The organism is Thermococcus nautili, assembly GCF_000585495.1.
GTDB lineage: Archaea > Methanobacteriota_B > Thermococci > Thermococcales > Thermococcaceae > Thermococcus > Thermococcus nautili.
Genome location: NZ_CP007264.1, coordinates 284,514 through 299,216 on the forward strand (window position 1 = coordinate 284,514; position 14,703 = coordinate 299,216).

The 14,703-nt window shown below is 56.2% G+C and carries 17 protein-coding genes; 7 read left to right on the forward strand and 10 right to left on the reverse strand.

Features of this window, described 5'->3' with window-relative positions:
- Window positions 1-2: 2 nt before the first annotated feature.
- Genes BD01_RS01605 through BD01_RS01620 form a run of 4 tightly spaced genes read right to left on the reverse strand, consistent with a single transcriptional unit; the run spans window position 3 to window position 2,553 of the window.
- A complete protein-coding gene (locus tag BD01_RS01605) occupies window positions 3-1,025 on the reverse strand; it encodes a mannosyltransferase family protein (RefSeq protein WP_042689254.1) in 1,023 nt (340 codons plus the stop codon).
- 34 nt (window positions 1,026-1,059) lie between these two features.
- Window positions 1,060-1,344 carry a DNA-directed RNA polymerase subunit L gene (locus tag BD01_RS01610; protein ID WP_042689257.1) on the reverse strand — a complete coding sequence of 95 codons (285 nt, stop codon included), beginning with the start codon at window positions 1,342-1,344 and terminating at the stop codon, window positions 1,060-1,062.
- Window positions 1,334-1,963: a DUF2067 family protein gene (locus BD01_RS01615; RefSeq protein ID WP_042689259.1), complete on the reverse strand. Its 630-nt coding sequence runs from the start codon at window positions 1,961-1,963 to the stop codon at window positions 1,334-1,336. Before BD01_RS01615 ends, BD01_RS01610 begins: the two co-directional genes overlap by 11 nt.
- Window positions 1,960-2,553 carry an exosome complex RNA-binding protein Csl4 gene (locus BD01_RS01620; protein WP_042689262.1) on the reverse strand — a complete coding sequence of 198 codons (594 nt, stop codon included), beginning with the start codon at window positions 2,551-2,553 and terminating at the stop codon, window positions 1,960-1,962. Before BD01_RS01620 ends, BD01_RS01615 begins: the two co-directional genes overlap by 4 nt.
- A 111-nt stretch (window positions 2,554-2,664) precedes the next feature.
- Between BD01_RS01620 and BD01_RS01625 the strand changes: the two genes are divergently transcribed.
- Complete coding sequence (locus tag BD01_RS01625; RefSeq protein WP_042689265.1) at window positions 2,665-4,545, forward strand: threonine--tRNA ligase; 1,881 nt, start codon at window positions 2,665-2,667, stop codon at window positions 4,543-4,545.
- Here BD01_RS01625 and BD01_RS01630 read toward each other — a convergent pair.
- Genes BD01_RS01630 through BD01_RS01645 form a run of 4 tightly spaced genes read right to left on the reverse strand, consistent with a single transcriptional unit; the run spans window position 4,504 to window position 7,328 of the window.
- The gene (locus BD01_RS01630) at window positions 4,504-5,265 is read right to left on the reverse strand and encodes a hypothetical protein (protein WP_042689268.1); all 762 of its coding nucleotides are present in this window, start codon (window positions 5,263-5,265) and stop codon (window positions 4,504-4,506) included. The two genes, BD01_RS01625 and BD01_RS01630, sit on opposite strands and share 42 nt — an antisense overlap.
- A gap of 3 nt (window positions 5,266-5,268) precedes the next feature.
- Window positions 5,269-5,943 (reverse strand): TBP-interacting protein, encoded by a 675-nt coding sequence (locus BD01_RS01635; protein WP_042689270.1) that lies wholly within the window; start codon window positions 5,941-5,943, stop codon window positions 5,269-5,271.
- Window positions 5,944-6,003: 60 nt separating this feature from the next.
- Window positions 6,004-6,798 carry a polyprenyl diphosphate synthase gene (uppS, locus tag BD01_RS01640; RefSeq protein WP_042689272.1) on the reverse strand — a complete coding sequence of 265 codons (795 nt, stop codon included), beginning with the start codon at window positions 6,796-6,798 and terminating at the stop codon, window positions 6,004-6,006.
- A gap of 5 nt (window positions 6,799-6,803) precedes the next feature.
- A complete protein-coding gene (locus tag BD01_RS01645; RefSeq protein WP_042689275.1) occupies window positions 6,804-7,328 on the reverse strand; it encodes a gamma carbonic anhydrase family protein in 525 nt (174 codons plus the stop codon).
- Between the two features lie 71 nt (window positions 7,329-7,399).
- Between BD01_RS01645 and hjc the strand changes: the two genes are divergently transcribed.
- The 6 genes from hjc (at window position 7,400) to BD01_RS01675 (ending at window position 12,473) form a co-directional block, all read left to right on the forward strand.
- Window positions 7,400-7,798: a Holliday junction resolvase Hjc gene (gene hjc, locus BD01_RS01650; protein ID WP_042689276.1), complete on the forward strand. Its 399-nt coding sequence runs from the start codon at window positions 7,400-7,402 to the stop codon at window positions 7,796-7,798.
- Window positions 7,788-9,350 carry a COG1470 family protein gene (locus BD01_RS01655; RefSeq protein WP_042689279.1) on the forward strand — a complete coding sequence of 521 codons (1,563 nt, stop codon included), beginning with the start codon at window positions 7,788-7,790 and terminating at the stop codon, window positions 9,348-9,350. The genes hjc and BD01_RS01655 overlap by 11 nt, the downstream gene beginning before the upstream one ends.
- A gap of 76 nt (window positions 9,351-9,426) precedes the next feature.
- Window positions 9,427-10,467 carry a lysyl aminopeptidase gene (locus tag BD01_RS01660; RefSeq protein ID WP_042689281.1) on the forward strand — a complete coding sequence of 347 codons (1,041 nt, stop codon included), beginning with the start codon at window positions 9,427-9,429 and terminating at the stop codon, window positions 10,465-10,467.
- 60 nt (window positions 10,468-10,527) lie between these two features.
- On the forward strand, window positions 10,528-11,091 hold the full coding sequence (locus BD01_RS01665; RefSeq protein WP_042693093.1) for an archaemetzincin family Zn-dependent metalloprotease: 564 nt from the start codon (window positions 10,528-10,530) through the stop codon (window positions 11,089-11,091).
- Window positions 11,088-11,624, forward strand: coding sequence for a class IV adenylate cyclase (gene cyaB, locus BD01_RS01670; RefSeq protein ID WP_042689282.1), 537 nt, complete (start codon window positions 11,088-11,090; stop codon window positions 11,622-11,624). The genes BD01_RS01665 and cyaB overlap by 4 nt, the downstream gene beginning before the upstream one ends.
- Window positions 11,625-12,473 (forward strand): hypothetical protein, encoded by an 849-nt coding sequence (locus BD01_RS01675; RefSeq protein ID WP_051482148.1) that lies wholly within the window; start codon window positions 11,625-11,627, stop codon window positions 12,471-12,473.
- Here the strand turns inward: BD01_RS01675 and BD01_RS01680 are convergent.
- Window positions 12,376-13,209, reverse strand: a complete 834-nt coding sequence (locus BD01_RS01680; protein ID WP_042689284.1) for an energy-coupling factor ABC transporter ATP-binding protein — start codon at window positions 13,207-13,209, stop codon at window positions 12,376-12,378. The genes BD01_RS01675 and BD01_RS01680 overlap by 98 nt on opposite strands.
- The gene (locus tag BD01_RS01685; RefSeq protein WP_042689285.1) at window positions 13,206-14,684 is read right to left on the reverse strand and encodes a TrkH family potassium uptake protein; all 1,479 of its coding nucleotides are present in this window, start codon (window positions 14,682-14,684) and stop codon (window positions 13,206-13,208) included. Before BD01_RS01685 ends, BD01_RS01680 begins: the two co-directional genes overlap by 4 nt.
- Between the last annotated feature and the right edge of the window lie 19 nt (window positions 14,685-14,703).

Genomic DNA, 14,703 nt, shown 5'->3' on the forward strand with positions numbered 1-14,703 from the left:
CATCACCCGAAGAACGCCTCCATGTGCCACAGCCCCGCGTAGTGAATCCCGACGAGCATCGCTACGATGAGGGTTATAAAAACGTAGTCCTCGGTCTCGGCAAGGGCGCACCACGCCGGAACGGCCGGAAGGAGGAGCCTCGAAGCGCTCACCGCAGGAACGCCGGTTATGAGGTACTGGAGAGCGACGGTCGGCGCCGAGAACGTGAAGTCCGCCCAGCGCCTCCTCCTCGCGAGCAGGAACAGCCCCACCGTGTAGGGGACGAGAAAGGCCCAGTGGTGGAGGAGCCAGTGTACTCCCCTCAGCCTGAAGTCCCCGACGTGCCAGTTCTGATTCACGAACCAGCTCCCGAGGAGCCATTTCGCCTGCGCAATGGGTCCGTCGAGGGAGGAATCCCAAGTTCTTTCGATTTCGAAGTACGTGAAAGGACTTCCACTGACTTGAACGAAGAACGCCGCGAGAAGGGCACAGAACACCGCGAAGGGAATCAGGAAGCGCTTCCATTCCCTGGAGAGAATGAAAGCCGGGGCGAGGAGGACCATTGAGTACTTTGCCGTGACCGCGAGCCCGAGGAGAACGCCCGCTGCTTCGGGCTTCCTATCCCTGAGGTCATAGGCCGCGAGAGCGAGGCTCAGCGCGAGGGCTTCACTGTAGGGGGCCGTCGTAAAGAGGACGTACGCTGGGTTGAGGGCCAAGAAAAGGGCCGGTCTCGGGCCCCACCTCCGGAGGACTATAAAGGGCGGTATGAAGCTCAGGAAGTTCGCGAGCAGAAAGGCTGAGAGCCACGTCTCAAGCCCGAGCTTCGAGAGTGCCCGTATCATCAGGGGAAAGAGCGGGCCGAAGGCGAGTTCATGAACGTCAAAGTAGCCGCTTTCTGCTATGGTGATGAAGTGCAGGCCGTCCCAGCGGAAGGAGAACTCCTCGACTCTGAAACCGACCGCGTGGAGCAGAATGAGCTTTCCCGCGAGGACGGCGAGGACGACTATGAGCCCCTTTTCTCTCGGAGTTAGCTCTCTTACTGCCATCAAGATGAATAAGAAAAACGTCTTAAAAGGGTATTCATTCGAGGGCCTTCTTCCAGGCGTCGAGAAGAACCCTCGCGCGGTCGAATATCTTCTGCGCGGCCTCCTCAAGGACTTCCTCCGGCTTGACCTTGCCGTCGGTAACGACCTTGAAGCGGGGCTTTCTGGCCATAAGAATCGGGTGCTCGATGGTGTAGCCGGCGAACTTGACGTGCTCGTTCTCGTGGAGCACCTCATTGAGCAGGTTGGCGAAGGTGTGGTCCTCTCCCTCAAGATAGAACTCCAGCAGGTTCTCCTCGCGCTTTATAACCTCAATCCTCATCAGCATCACCCGATAAAGCTTTCAACAGCTCTTCTAAGGCCTGCTCCTTGTTCTTGACCAGTTCGTATTTAAACTTATCCTCCTTCCACTCCGCCAGGCCGAGCTCGACAAGCTTTTCTATCACCTCGTCGGGCTCAAGGTTGAAGGCGACGCTGACGGGAACCACCACTTCTCTAATCTGCCTCGTCGTCTGGAGCGCGATTTCAGATAGAGCCTCGCCGAGCTTTCTCACGAGTTCAACCGCCTCGCCCCAGGGGAGGGAAGTTACGAGCTCATTATCTCTCAGCTCCGCCGTTTCGCCGAGGAGTTCGAGGGTTCTCAGGATTATGGCCGTTGAGACGCTCGTTCCGGCCTCGCGCAGGAGGTCGTCAACGGTGTAGTGGTAGAGCCCGCGCCTGTCAGGATAAAGTTTGGCCCTTACGCGGTTGTGAATCTCTCGTATCTTCCTTATCGCCTCCCTTATGTCGTCCTTCGTTCCCTGGACGTTTATCTTCAGCGAGTCGAGCTTGCCGTGGACGTAGATGAAAGCCGGCAGGCGGAGCCTCTGGAGCTCCTTCATGAACTCCTCCTTTTCCACGTCGCTCTTGACGTGAATCGTTATTACCTTCTTGGCCCTCATAGAGACACCTTCAGCTTTCTGTAGTAGGGGGAGAGCTTTCTCGTCTCGACGTTTCCACAGCGCGGGCAGATTAGCTTGTCCCCGCGCCTGATGAGGGGCGTTCTGCAACGGGAGCAGAGGGCGTAAACGACGCCGAGGTCCTTTCCTTTCGTCGAGAGCTGTATCGGGCTCTTCTCGTTGGCTATAACCTTCGCCCTGACCACGTCGCCAATTTTGAACTCCTTGGTTATGTCCTCAACAAACCCTTCCTTGACCTGCGAGATGTGAATTCCGGCGAGCTTTGAGGTCGCTATCTCCCTGTCGTTCTCGCGACCCTCTATCTGGAGGAGCTGGACGATTACGGCCTGTGGCTTGACCTCTATGACCCTCGCGAGGACTATGTCCCCGACCTTTGGAAGAGGCGGTGTGTCGGTTATAGGCTCAACGCTTATCTCCATCTTCTCCGGGTTGATTCTAACCTTGCCCGCTCTGGTTGCGTAAAGTTCGCCGTTCTCCTCTCTAACCCCTTCGCCAGGCATGAACTCCTCTATGACCCCGAGGTAATCTCCGGGGAGGACAAGGTCACCGTTTTTAACCTTCCTATCTTCCATCCCCTCACCTCCGAAGATTTTCCTACGCCTTCTTTTTAAGCGTTCCCCAACGTTTATAGGCCGAAGGAAAAAGTTTTAGTAATTCGAAACGATGGAAGGGTGGTGGTAGGAATGAGAATGCTTCTGATACACGCCGACTACCTCGAGTACGAGGTCAGGGATAAGGCCTTGAAGAACCCCGAGCCCATAAGCGACGAGCAGAAGAAGGGCAGACTCGACGAAGTTCTGGCGGTTTTCATAAGCGTTGAGAAGGTTGACGAGGCAAACCCCGACGAGGTCGTCGAGAAGGCCATAGCCGAGATAGAGGACGTTGCGAAGCAGGTCAAGGCCGAGAGGATATTCGTTTACCCCTTCGCCCACCTCAGCAGTGAGCTGGCGAAGCCGGGCGTCGCCCTTGAGATACTCAAGAAGATAGAGGAGAAGCTCCGCGAGAAGGGCTACGAGGTCAAGCGCGCTCCCTTCGGCTACTACAAGGCCTTCAAGCTGAGCTGTAAGGGACACCCATTAGCTGAGCTCAGCAGGACCATAGTCCCTGAGGAGGGCGTTTCAAAGGAGGAGCGCAACATAGCGCTGGAGAAGGAGGAGAAGGAGCTCGTCAGCTACTGGTACATCCTCACCCCAGAGGGAGAGCTCATAGAGGTTGACAAGTTTGACTTCACCGGTCACGAGAACCTGAAGAAGTTCGTCAACTACGAGATAGCCAAGAACAGGATTGCCGACAGGGAACCACCGCACGTCAAGCTCATGCTGGAGCACGAGCTCGTTGACTACGAGCCGGGAAGCGACGGCGGAAACCTCCGCTACTACCCGAAGGGACGCCTTATAAAGGGCCTCCTCGAGCAGTACGTCACCGAGAAGGTCGTCGAGTATGGAGCGATGGAAGTGGAAACCCCGATTATGTACGACTTTGAGCACCCCGCTTTAGAGAAGTACCTCAACCGCTTCCCGGCGAGGCAGTACATCGTCAAGAGCGGCGACAAGAAGTTCTTCCTCCGCTTCGCGGCCTGCTTCGGCCAGTTCCTCATCAAGAAGGACGCGATAATCAGCTACCGCAACCTTCCGCTCAGGATGTACGAGCTTACAAGGTACTCCTTCAGGCGCGAGAAGAGCGGTGAGCTCTCGGGCCTCAGACGCCTCAGGGCCTTCACGATGCCCGATATGCACACCGTGGCGAAAGACCTCAAGCAGGCGATGGACGAGTTCAAGAAGCAGTACAAGCTCAGCATGGAGGTTCTTAAGGGCGTTGGGCTAACTCCAGACGACTACGAGGTTGCCATAAGGTTCACCCGCGACTTCTGGGAGGAGAACAAAGACTTCATCGTCGAGCTGGCGAGGATAATCGGCAAGCCTGTCTTGATAGAGATGTGGGATCAGAGGTTCTTCTACTTCATCCTCAAGTTCGAGTTCAACTTCGTTGATAACCTCGACAAGGCGGCCGCTCTGAGCACCGTCCAGATTGACGTCGAGAACGCCGAGCGCTTCGGCATAACCTACTACGACGAAGAAGGCAAGGAGCGCTACCCGCTCATACTCCACTGCTCCCCGAGCGGAGCCATCGAGCGCGTTATGTACGCAATCCTCGAGAAGCAGGCCAAGCTCCAGGCCCAGGGCAAGAAGCCGGCCTTCCCGCTCTGGCTCAGCCCGATACAGGTTAGAGTGATTCCGGTCAGCGATGACGTCATGGACTACGCGCTCTACGTGGCAGGAAAGCTCGAGGGCGCGAAAATAAGGGTGGACGTCGATGACACCAACGACAGGCTCAACAAGAAGATAAGGAAGGCCGAGAAGGAGTGGATACCCTACATCATCGTCGTCGGCAGGAACGAGAAGGAGCAGAACACCGTCACCGTCAGGAGGAGGGAGGACGGCAAACAGCTTGAGATGCAGTTGGAGGACCTCATCAGGGAAATCAGGCAGAAGACGGAAGGCTTCCCCTACAAGCCGAGGCCCCTACCGCTTCTCCTCAGCAGGAGGCCCAAGTTCAGGGGCTGAAAGCTTTTTCAACATTATCTTTTCTCTTCCCCTGCTTACCTTGAGGGAGTAGACAACAGGCTCGAAGTCCGCGTAAGGTGCCTTCAGGAAGTAGAGGAGCTCCTTGACGTGGTCCTCCATTATCCAGGACTTGGCGAGAAGAACGTAGTCGCTGACGTTGGAGACCCACGCCACAAAGCGCCTTGATACCATGTCTGCGTTGAGGGGCAGGAGGAGCGTTGATTCCGGGAAGCGGATGCTCTTGTGGGCTATCGTCTGGTTGAGCAGTTTCAGCGTCTGCTCCTCGCCGAGCATGAGTGAGGCCCCATCGAGGGTGTAAATCATCCGTATGGCCTTTCCAGATTTCAGTTTGTCCCGGAGTGGCCCGCAGTAAATCATGTCCACCTTGGGGTTTATCGTCTCGGGCTCAACTTTATCGAGGTAGAAGACGTTTTCAATCTCGGTTCTCAGCGGGGAGTAGCGGGAGCCAAATATGTCGATTATCGCCATTTTTGAACCTTTGAGGGCATTGTCGGCGTCGAGCCCAACGCTGGCGCACCTGTGGAGCAGACTGCGGAGCGGGACGCTGTAGTTTGATATTACAGTAAAGTAGCCGCTCTCAATGGCCTTTCTCAGAAAGAGGAACAGAATCTGCCATGCGGAGGAGTAGGCGTCGTAGATAACTGCAACGGTGGAGCCCCTCATCCGGGAGGGAGGAAAAACTTCCAGGAGGGTCTCCATTCGTCACCCTCCCGGGGGCGTTCCCGAGAACACCTCGTTCAGGAACTCCCGAGCCTCTTCGCTGAACTGGTCGAGCTTGACCTCCTTGCCGAACTTGTCGTAGACCTTTCCGTCCCTGAAGTTGAGCTCGAATATCTCGTAGTGCTCCTCGCTCTTCTCGTGGAGCTTTATTCCGTGACCCTTCAGGTGGTTCTCAAGGTTCTCGATGTCAACGTACTTGCCGCACTCCTCGCACTTATAGAACTGCCAGAAGATGTAGTCTTGGCCCGCTAAAACGTTGGCCTTTATGTGGTTTATCAGCGCACCGCCGAGGTACTCGTAGACGTCCTCCTGAACGAGCTTGCCGTTGTCGTCAACGACCTTGAAGCCGGCCCAGACTATGTGGTCGTTTATGTCGGCGAGGGTCGCCTTGAGGTAGCGGTAGGTCAGCACGAAGCTCCCGTTCTTGATGTAGAAAACCCCCTTGTCGGGGATGGCCACTATGTGGATTCCCTTAACGTCCTTCCCGGCGAGCGAATCGGCTTCGTCCTTGTTCTTGGCCACATCGATGAAGACCTTGACGTTGCTCTTCTTGTGGATTCCTATTATCGTGCTTCCCTCAATTTCCCAGTGGTAGTCGTCGAGGTAGCGGACCTGCGTGTACACCTTCTTAACGCCGGGACTCAGTTCGCTGTACATGCTCACCACCTGAGAAGGTTCTCGCGGGTGTTAATAAGCTTTAGCGGAAAAGCTTAAAAACTACCGCCCAAAGCGCCTCTGCCTCTTCTGGAACTCGCGGATGATTCTGAGGAAGTCAATCTTCCTGAACTCCGGGAAGTAGACGTCCACGAAGAACAGCTCGCTGTAGGCTATCTGGTAGAGGAGGAAGTTGCTTATCCTTATCTCACCGCCTGTCCTTATCACGATGTCAGGGTCGGGCATGTTGGGATAGTAGAGGTAGCGCTTTATCAGGTCCTCGTCTATCTCTTCCGGTTTGAGCTTTCCAGCCAAAACGTCGCTCACTATCTCCTTCACCGCGTCTGCAATCTCGCTCCTTCCGCCGTAGGCCAGGGCGATGTTGAGGGTGTAGTTGCCGTACTTTCTGGTAACCCTCTCGGCTTCCTCCGCCGCCTTCCTGACGTTCTCGGGGAGCATCTCCTTCCTCCCGATGACGTTGACCCTTATCCCGTACCTGTGAACCCTCTCGTCCTCAACGAGCTCCTTGAACTTCTCCTCGAAGAGGTTCATGAGGGCGTTTACCTCCTCGGGGGAGCGCTTGAAGTTCTCGGTTGAGAAAGCGTAAACGGTCAGCGTCCTTATTCCGAGCTCCCGGCACCATTCGAGGATTTCTTCAAGTTTTCGCGAGCCGAAGAAGTGACCGTACCAGGGGGGTTTCTCGAGCTTCCGGGCCCACCGCCGGTTCCCGTCCATTATGATTGCCACATGCCTTGGAATGTTCCCCGATTTAACCTTCTCCAGGAGATAGCGCTCGTAGAGGTCGTAGGCAGGCCTAAAAATAATGTGGGGGATGTGGGAGAGGAGCCTGTAAATCATGGCCCTCACTCAAGCCTCTTCCTTGATTTGAGGTGCTTCTCGGCGAGCTCCATGTAGATTTCCGCGTTCTTCTTCGTCCACTCGATTTCCTCCTCGGTGAGCTGTCTCACGACCTTGCCCGGAACGCCGAGGACGAGGCTGTAGTCAGGAATCTCCTTGCCCGGCGGGACGAGAGCCCCGGCGCCGATGACGACGTGCTTCCCTATCTTCGCGCCATCGAGGATTACGGAGCCCATACCGATGATGACGTAGTCGCCTATCTCCGCTCCGTGAACGACGGCGTTGTGGCCGATGGTGACGTACTTTCCGATAATCGTTGGCTGGTTGTGGGAGGTGTGTATGCTCACGTTGTCCTGAACGTTGGAACAGCAACCGATGTAAATCTGCTCGATGTCGCCCCTGAGAACCGCCGAAGGCCAGACGCTCGTCTTCTCCTCCAGAACGACGTCCCCAATGACGGAGGCGCTCTCGTCAACAAAAGCGGTTGGGTGAATCTTCGGCTTCTTTCCGTTGAACTCGTAAATCGCCATTTTTCATCACCGGGTTATAGTCCCGGGGAGAACTTATAAAGATAACCGGCCAACTTAACCGGGGAAAGACCATGAGGTACAGGAGAGGTGCCAGCGCCGAACGGGAGCTGATACGACTCCTTGAAGGGGTTGGCTTTGCGGTCCTCCGCTCGGCGGGGAGCCACAGGGTTGACCTCGTCGCGGGCAACGGAAGGGACTACCTGTGCATCGAGGTCAAGAGCACCCGCTCAAAGAGGCTCTACATATCATCTGAGGACGTTGAGAAGCTCGTTTCATTTGCCGAGAGCTTCGGCGGGAAGCCGGTCTTGGCCGTCAAGTTCATAAACGTGGGCTGGCGCTTCTACTTCCCCGGTGAGCTAAGGAAAAGCGGTAAGAACTACCGCGTTGAAGTTGGTGACGCGTTCCACACCCTCGAAGAGCTCGTCGGGAAGCAGAGAACCCTTGACGGGGTGATTGGCGATGAGGTTTAAATTGTGCGCCCTCCTGATTGTCATGCTCCTGCTGGTTCACATGCCAGCCGTTTCGTCCGAGGGCTCATCCCTTCTGAGCGTTACGGTTCTCAACGACACCATTCCCGCACTTCCGGGGAGCACCATTGTCGTTCCGTTCTCGATAACCAACCTTGGAAACGAGACGATAAACAACGTTACCGTTTACGTTACCGGGCCTGCTCAGGGCTTTCAGTACAGTGTTAAGGTGATAAGGACCCCCATCGAGCCTGGAAAGAGTGTGAACGACACGATAACGGTCAACGTCCTCAACGTTCCGCCCGGGAAGTACAATCTGACCCTCGTCGCGAGGGCCGGGAACTTCTATTCAACCGCGAAGTTCGTGGTTTCCGTTGGTGTTCTCTCGGACTATTCCCTCTCCGTTGAGGTGGGAGGCAAGTACATATACGGAAACGACGTTGTCATTACCCTGAAGGCAATCTCCAAGTCCAACGGCGTTCTTCTGGGTTCCCTCGGCTATAAAATAGTCAGAGAAGGCGTTATTCTGAAGAGCTACGAGAACTCGACGTACCTGAACCCGGGCGAGGTCTGGGAGAAGGTAATCGTCCTGAAAAAGCCCGACGTTGGCAACTACACAGTGGTGCTCTGGGCGAACTTTGGAGGTAAATACAAGAGGGTCGTGAAGACGTTTGAGGTGTACCAGAGAAAGCTCCAATATGAGGTCTACTTCCGCGACGGTGCAATCTACGTTCGTGTCTTTAACTCCACGGGGGGAGTCCCTGGCATAGCGGTCTCCATAGACAACGTTACCTTCAAGACAGACGTTGACGGTGAGGTTTCCTACCTCGTTAACGAACCCGGCGTTTACAGGGTAACCCTCAACCTCGACGGGAGGATTGTAACGACCTTCGTGGACGTCAAGAAGCTAATCGTCAGCCCGCGCGTCCTCAACGGCTCCATCGTGGTCAGGCTCATGGACTCAACCGGTGTTCCGGTTTCCAACGTGACGGTTGTGGCATCGGGGCCGCTCGGTACGGACTATTCGGTGACCAACTCCTCGGGCATCGCGGTTGTGAACCTTAACAAGACCGGCTACGGAAGCATCGTCATCAAAGCCGAGAGCGACCGCTACCTCCCGGGTGAGGCTGTAGTGACGGTTTCAAAGCCCCCTTCCCCCACAACGTCAAGCTCCAGCCAAACCCAGGCTCCGACTAGCACATCCTCACCCTCGAACACTACCGCCCAGTTCCCTCCCGGGACATCAGAAGCCACACCAAGTGGCTCAACTCACGTAGGACTAATCCTAATCCTCGCCGGGTTAATCCTCGCGGGAACCTCCTACCTCGCCTTTGCCGTTCCAATAGTCCACGAGGAAACCCTCGACCGCTACTACTTCCTCAAGGTCCGCGCCCCGAGGCTCCGCCCGCTGAAGAACTACCGCGTTGAGCGTGCAGTTAATGCTGTTGAGGTGCGCGTGACAAGGGGCAACGCAAAACTCGAGAACGGAAAGCTCGTCTGGGAGCTCGACCTTGAGCCGGGTGAAGAGGCCTACCTCCAGGCCGTTCTAGGCTGACCTTTTCTTTTCCATTAGTAAACCTTATTAAGCCGGCCGAATACATTCAGATGACAGTCTAAAGGAGGCGAAAGCCATGGTGAACCTCGAACTGCTGAAGAAAATCGTCGAGGCCCCGGGCGTTTCTGGATTCGAGTTCCTGGGAATCAGGGACGTCGTTATAGAGGAGCTCAAGCCCTACGTTGACGAGATTAAGGTTGACAAGCTCGGAAACGTCATAGCGCACAAGAAGGGAAGCGGTCCAAAGGTCATGATTGCGGCTCACATGGACAAGATAGGCGTCATGGTCAACCACATAGACAAGGAGGGCTACCTCCACATCGTCCCCGTCGGTGGCGTTGACCCGAGGACGCTGGTTGCACAGAGGATAAGGTTCTTCACCGATAAGGGCGAGCGCATCGGTGTCGTCGGCCACATTCCGCCCCACCTCCAGAAGCCCGAGGACAGGAAGAAGGCCGCTGACTGGGATACGATAGTCGTTGACGTCGGCGCCGAGGGCAAGGAGGAAGCCGAGGAAATGGGCTTCCGCGTTGGAACCGTCGGCGAGTTCGCTCCAGCATTCACCCAGCTCAGCGAGAACAGGATTGCGACGCCGTACCTCGATGACAGAGTTTGCCTCTACGCCATGATAGAGGCCGCCAAGGCCCTCGAAAGCCACGAGGCGGACATCTATTTCGTTGCGAGCGTTCAGGAGGAGGTTGGCCTTCGCGGTGCCAGGGTTGCGAGCTACGCTATTGACCCGGAGATAGGCATAGCGATGGACGTCACCTTCGCCAAGCAGGTCGGCGACAAGGGCAAGATTGTGCCCAAGCTCGGGGGCGGACCGGTCATGGACGCCGTTGGCCCGAACATCCACCCCAAGGTTCGCGCCTTCGCCGAGGAGGTCGCCAAGAAGTACGACATACCGCTCCAGGCCGAGGCCAGCCCGAGGCCGACCGGAACCGACGCCAACATAATGCAGATTAACCGCGAGGGCGTCGCGACCGCCGTGCTGAGCATACCGATACGCTACATGCACAGCCAGGTCGAGACCGCGGACATAAGGGACATCGACCTTACCATAAAGCTCGCCAAGCACCTCCTCGAGGAGCTCAGGCCGATGGACCTCACTCCGTGATGGAGTTCCGCGATGGAAAGGTTTATTGGCTTTTCTTCCCTTCTTATATCCGGTGACCCGATGATAGCGGTCGTTTCAATTGGCCCCATCGAGCGGTCGCTCGTTGAGGGCGTCGTTGACTCCGTAAGGAATTACTACTCGCGCTTCGGGATTAGTGTCGAGTTCGTTGGTGAGGTTCCGGCCGAGCCCTTCTCGGTTGCCTTCAACGCCAGGAGAAACCAGTACCTTGGGAGGGTTTTCCTGCCAACGCTCTCCGCCCTTCGGGAGGAGCTTGGGGCAGTAGCTATTCTCGGCATCACGGAACTCGACCTCTACGAGGAGGGGCTGAACTTCGTATTCGGCCTGGCAAACCCCTCCTTGAGGAGCGCCATCGTCTCGGTTCAAAGGCTCAGGAACGAGTTCTACGGTCTTGAGCCCGACGACACGCTCCTTCTTGAGCGGACCGTCAAGGAGGCGATGCACGAGCTCGGCCACGTTTTCGGTCTCAAGCACTGTCCGAACCCGAGGTGCGTTATGCACTTCTCTAATTCCCTCCTCGACACCGACGCCAAGGGGCCCCTCTACTGCCCGAGGTGCGAGGAGAAGCTTGAGGAAAACCTTAGGAAACTGGGGGTGTTGTCGTGATTGAGGTTGAGGTCAAGGGCTACGCCGACGATAAGGTCTTTGAGCGCGTTAGGGAGAGCTTCCGGCTTATAAGGAAGGAGTACCACGAGGATACCTACTACCAGCACCCGTGCAGGGACTTTTCAAAGACGGACGAGGCCCTGAGGATTCGCGTGAGACGCTTCAACGGCCACTTCGAGGCCTTCTTGACCTACAAGGGGCCGAAGCTCGATTCCGTCTCAAAGACGAGGGAGGAGATAGAGGTTCCCATCGAGGACCCCGATGCCCACGCGAGGATTCTTGAGGCTCTCGGCTTCCGCGAGGTTCTGACCGTTGAGAAGGTTCGCGAGAAGTACTACGTGGAGAAGGGCATCACCCTGACCCTCGACGAGGTTGAGGGCCTCGGGAAGTTCGTGGAGATTGAGGCCTTAACAGACGATAGGGAAAAAGTTCCCGAGCTCGTCGAGAAGCTTAGGGGGATTCTGCTTGAGCTCGGCGTTACGCGCTTCGAGAGGCGCTCCTACCTTGAGCTACTGCTCGGGAAGGGGGGCTGAATGGGGAAGCTGGATGAACTGTTCGGTGTAATCAAGGGGAAGCGACCGGATACGGAAGTGCTAACTGAGATAGAGGACAGACTGCTCGTTGATGATGTTCCCGGGGCCATAGCTCTCCTAGAAGAGCTCGAGAAGGAGCAGAACGTCGTCATAGCTGTCAGGATGATTCTCCGAAAGATTCTCCGCATGAAGGAATCCGAAGAGACGGAGGTTCGTTTCGTTCCGCTCCTCAAGCAACTCGTTCCCTACATCAACGGGGTGAAAAATGAGCGCTACCGCGCACTCCTTCTCGGCGAACTGGCGATGGGTTTCTACATAATTGGGGCCGAACTTGAAGGTGATTTCGCCCTTAAAGCCTCGATAAACCTCGCTCTGAATCATCCAGACGTGCTGAGGGACATAATAATGGGCCTCATTAACGCCGGCCTCTTCCCAAAGGCCGGTTACGCAATGAAGTTCGTTAAGGACAAGGAAAAGCTCGACGTTGTTCTCGTTCACCTTGCCGAGGTTCTCTACGAGAGGGGAGAGGCCGAGAAGGCTCTGGCGGTGATAGGTCACATAACGAGCAACTTCCATCGGGCCGTTGCGCTGCTTCACCTGGCCCAGTTTGAGAAGGACAGGGACAGGGAGAAGGCCCTTCAGTTCGTTGACTGGGCAATAAAGCTCGCCGAGAGGATAGAAGACCCCGACGCGAGGTTCGAGCTGATGCTCAAGCTCTACGACCTGAGGCACGAAATAGTGGGTGAGCCGCTCAGTCTCTCCGAGCTACTCGCGAGGGAAACTCCTGAGGAGACAGGGCAGGCGGAAGACCAAGGGCCCTCGACAGGAGGAGGGAGTGAGGAACCTTAACCCCTATCTCGACGAGCTCTTCAACCCGTTCTGCAACCTCTCTGGGGGTTCCCTGGAGGATTACCCTCCCACCGTTTAAAACCACGAGTCTGTCAGCTTTTCTGAAGAGAAAGCGCGAATCGTGCTCGACCATAACGACCGTTGTTCCTGCCCTATTGAGCTCCTCAACGACCCTCAGAACCTCCCGCTTCCCCTTCGGGTCGAGCTGGGACGTCGGCTCATCTAGAATAAGGTGGCTCGGCTTCATCGCTATGACAGACGCTATGGCCAGCCTCTGCTTCTCGCCTCCGCTGAGATTGGGGGGAAACTCGTTTTCGAGGCCCCCGAGACCGACCACCTTAAGGGCCCACTCAACCCTCTCCGCTATCTCCTCCCTTGGAAGGCCGAGGTTTTCAAGGGCGAAGGCAACCTCATCCTCAACGGTCATGTTGAACAGCTGGCTCTCCGGGTTCTGGAGGACGAGACCGACGAGCGTTGAAAGCTTTGAAACCGGCGTTTCCGTTGTTTTGAAGGTCTTCCCCGTTTTCGGGTCCCGGACAATGACCTCTCCCGAGAACGCTCCCCTAATCGAGTTGGGGATTATCCCGTTCAGCGTTAGTGCGAGCGTAGACTTTCCGCTTCCACTCGGGCCGAGGATTCCCACGAACTCGCCATCCCCTATTTTCAGGCTCACGTCCATCAGGGCAGGGTTTTTTGAGCGCGGATACCTGAACGTCACGTCCCTGAGTTCAATCATTTCCTCGCCACCCTCGGGAGCAGGAACGCTATGCTGATTATGAACACCAGGGTTGAGAATATTTCCAGCCTGCCAATCCACATCAGGAGGATGTACAGAATCTTCAGGTCAACCGGCATGTGTGGGGAGGTTATACCGACGCTCAGTCCGACGTTGCCCTGGGCCGAAGCAACCTCGAAGAGCGCGTTCGCGAGGCTGGCCTTAACGCGTAGCATCGTGTAAACGGTGCCGAAGAGCAGGAACGCGAGGTACGTCATCGTGAAGCTCATGACCTCCTGTATGTCCTCCTCGCTGAAGACGTAGTTACCGACCTTCCTCTTTATAACCGCTCCCCTCGGGAGGATTGCACTCTCTATGGTCCACTTCAGGCTCTCGTACATCAGGGTAACGCGGATGAGCTTGATTCCACCGGCAGTGCTTCCCGCACCGCCACCGATGACCATAAGAATCGCGATTATGAACTTCGCGACCTCTGGGTAGTTCGAGAGGCTCGTTATCTGGAACCCGGTACAGCTGATGGCCGAGACCGCGTGGAATATCGCCCCCTGAAGGGCCTGGCCGACAGGGTCACCCACTTGGTAGAGGCTGTAGGCGATTATAGCGATTGCTGGAATCAGGAATATGAACATGTAACGAACCTGGATGTCCTCGAAGAAGGGCTTCAGAGACTTGCTTTTGAAGAGCTTGTAGTGAACGGTGAAGTTGACGGCGCCCATTATCATGAGAAAGATAGTGACGGCGTTGATTGCAGGGCTGTGGAAGAAGCCTATGCTCTGGTCGTGGGTGCTCATACCACCTGTTCCAAGACCCGTCATCGCGTGGGTGAGGGCATCGAACGGGTTCATCCCGTTTATGTAATACAGGTAAGCGCCGACGAGCGTGAGGGCAAGGTAAATCTCGAAGATGACCTTTGAGGTGTTGACGAGGTTGGGGAGTATCCTCTCGCTCCTCGCCTCGGCCCGGTAGAGCCTCGCCGCCGCGACGCCCGGCCTTATCAGAATAGAGAGGGCCACCAGGACTATTCCAATTCCACCGAGCCACTGCATCCACGCGCGCCAGAAGAGGAGTATCTTCGGGTAGCTGGAGAGGTGGCTCATCATCGTAAGTCCCGTTCCCGTCCACGCGCTCATGCTCTCGAAGTAGGAATCCACGAAGCTCATGTTCGCTATCTTCATGAAGGGAACGACGCTCACGAAGGACGCGAAGAGCCACGTGAAAGCGGCCGCAATCATGGCCTGCCTCAGGTTGACGTCTTCAACCTTGCTTGAGTGTCTGCTCAGCCAGGCACCAAAAAGAACGCACGCCATTCCTGGAATGGCGAAGTACGGGACGTATTCAATCTGGTCTGGGTAAAACCATACCAGGAGCACCGGGAAGAGGTAGGCGAGACCGACTCCCTGAAGGATTGAGCCTATGAGGTTCTTGACGACGAAGAGGTCAGTCGAGACGTTGATGCGCTTCCTGAATTCGAGCATCGCCTCACCGTCTCGCCTA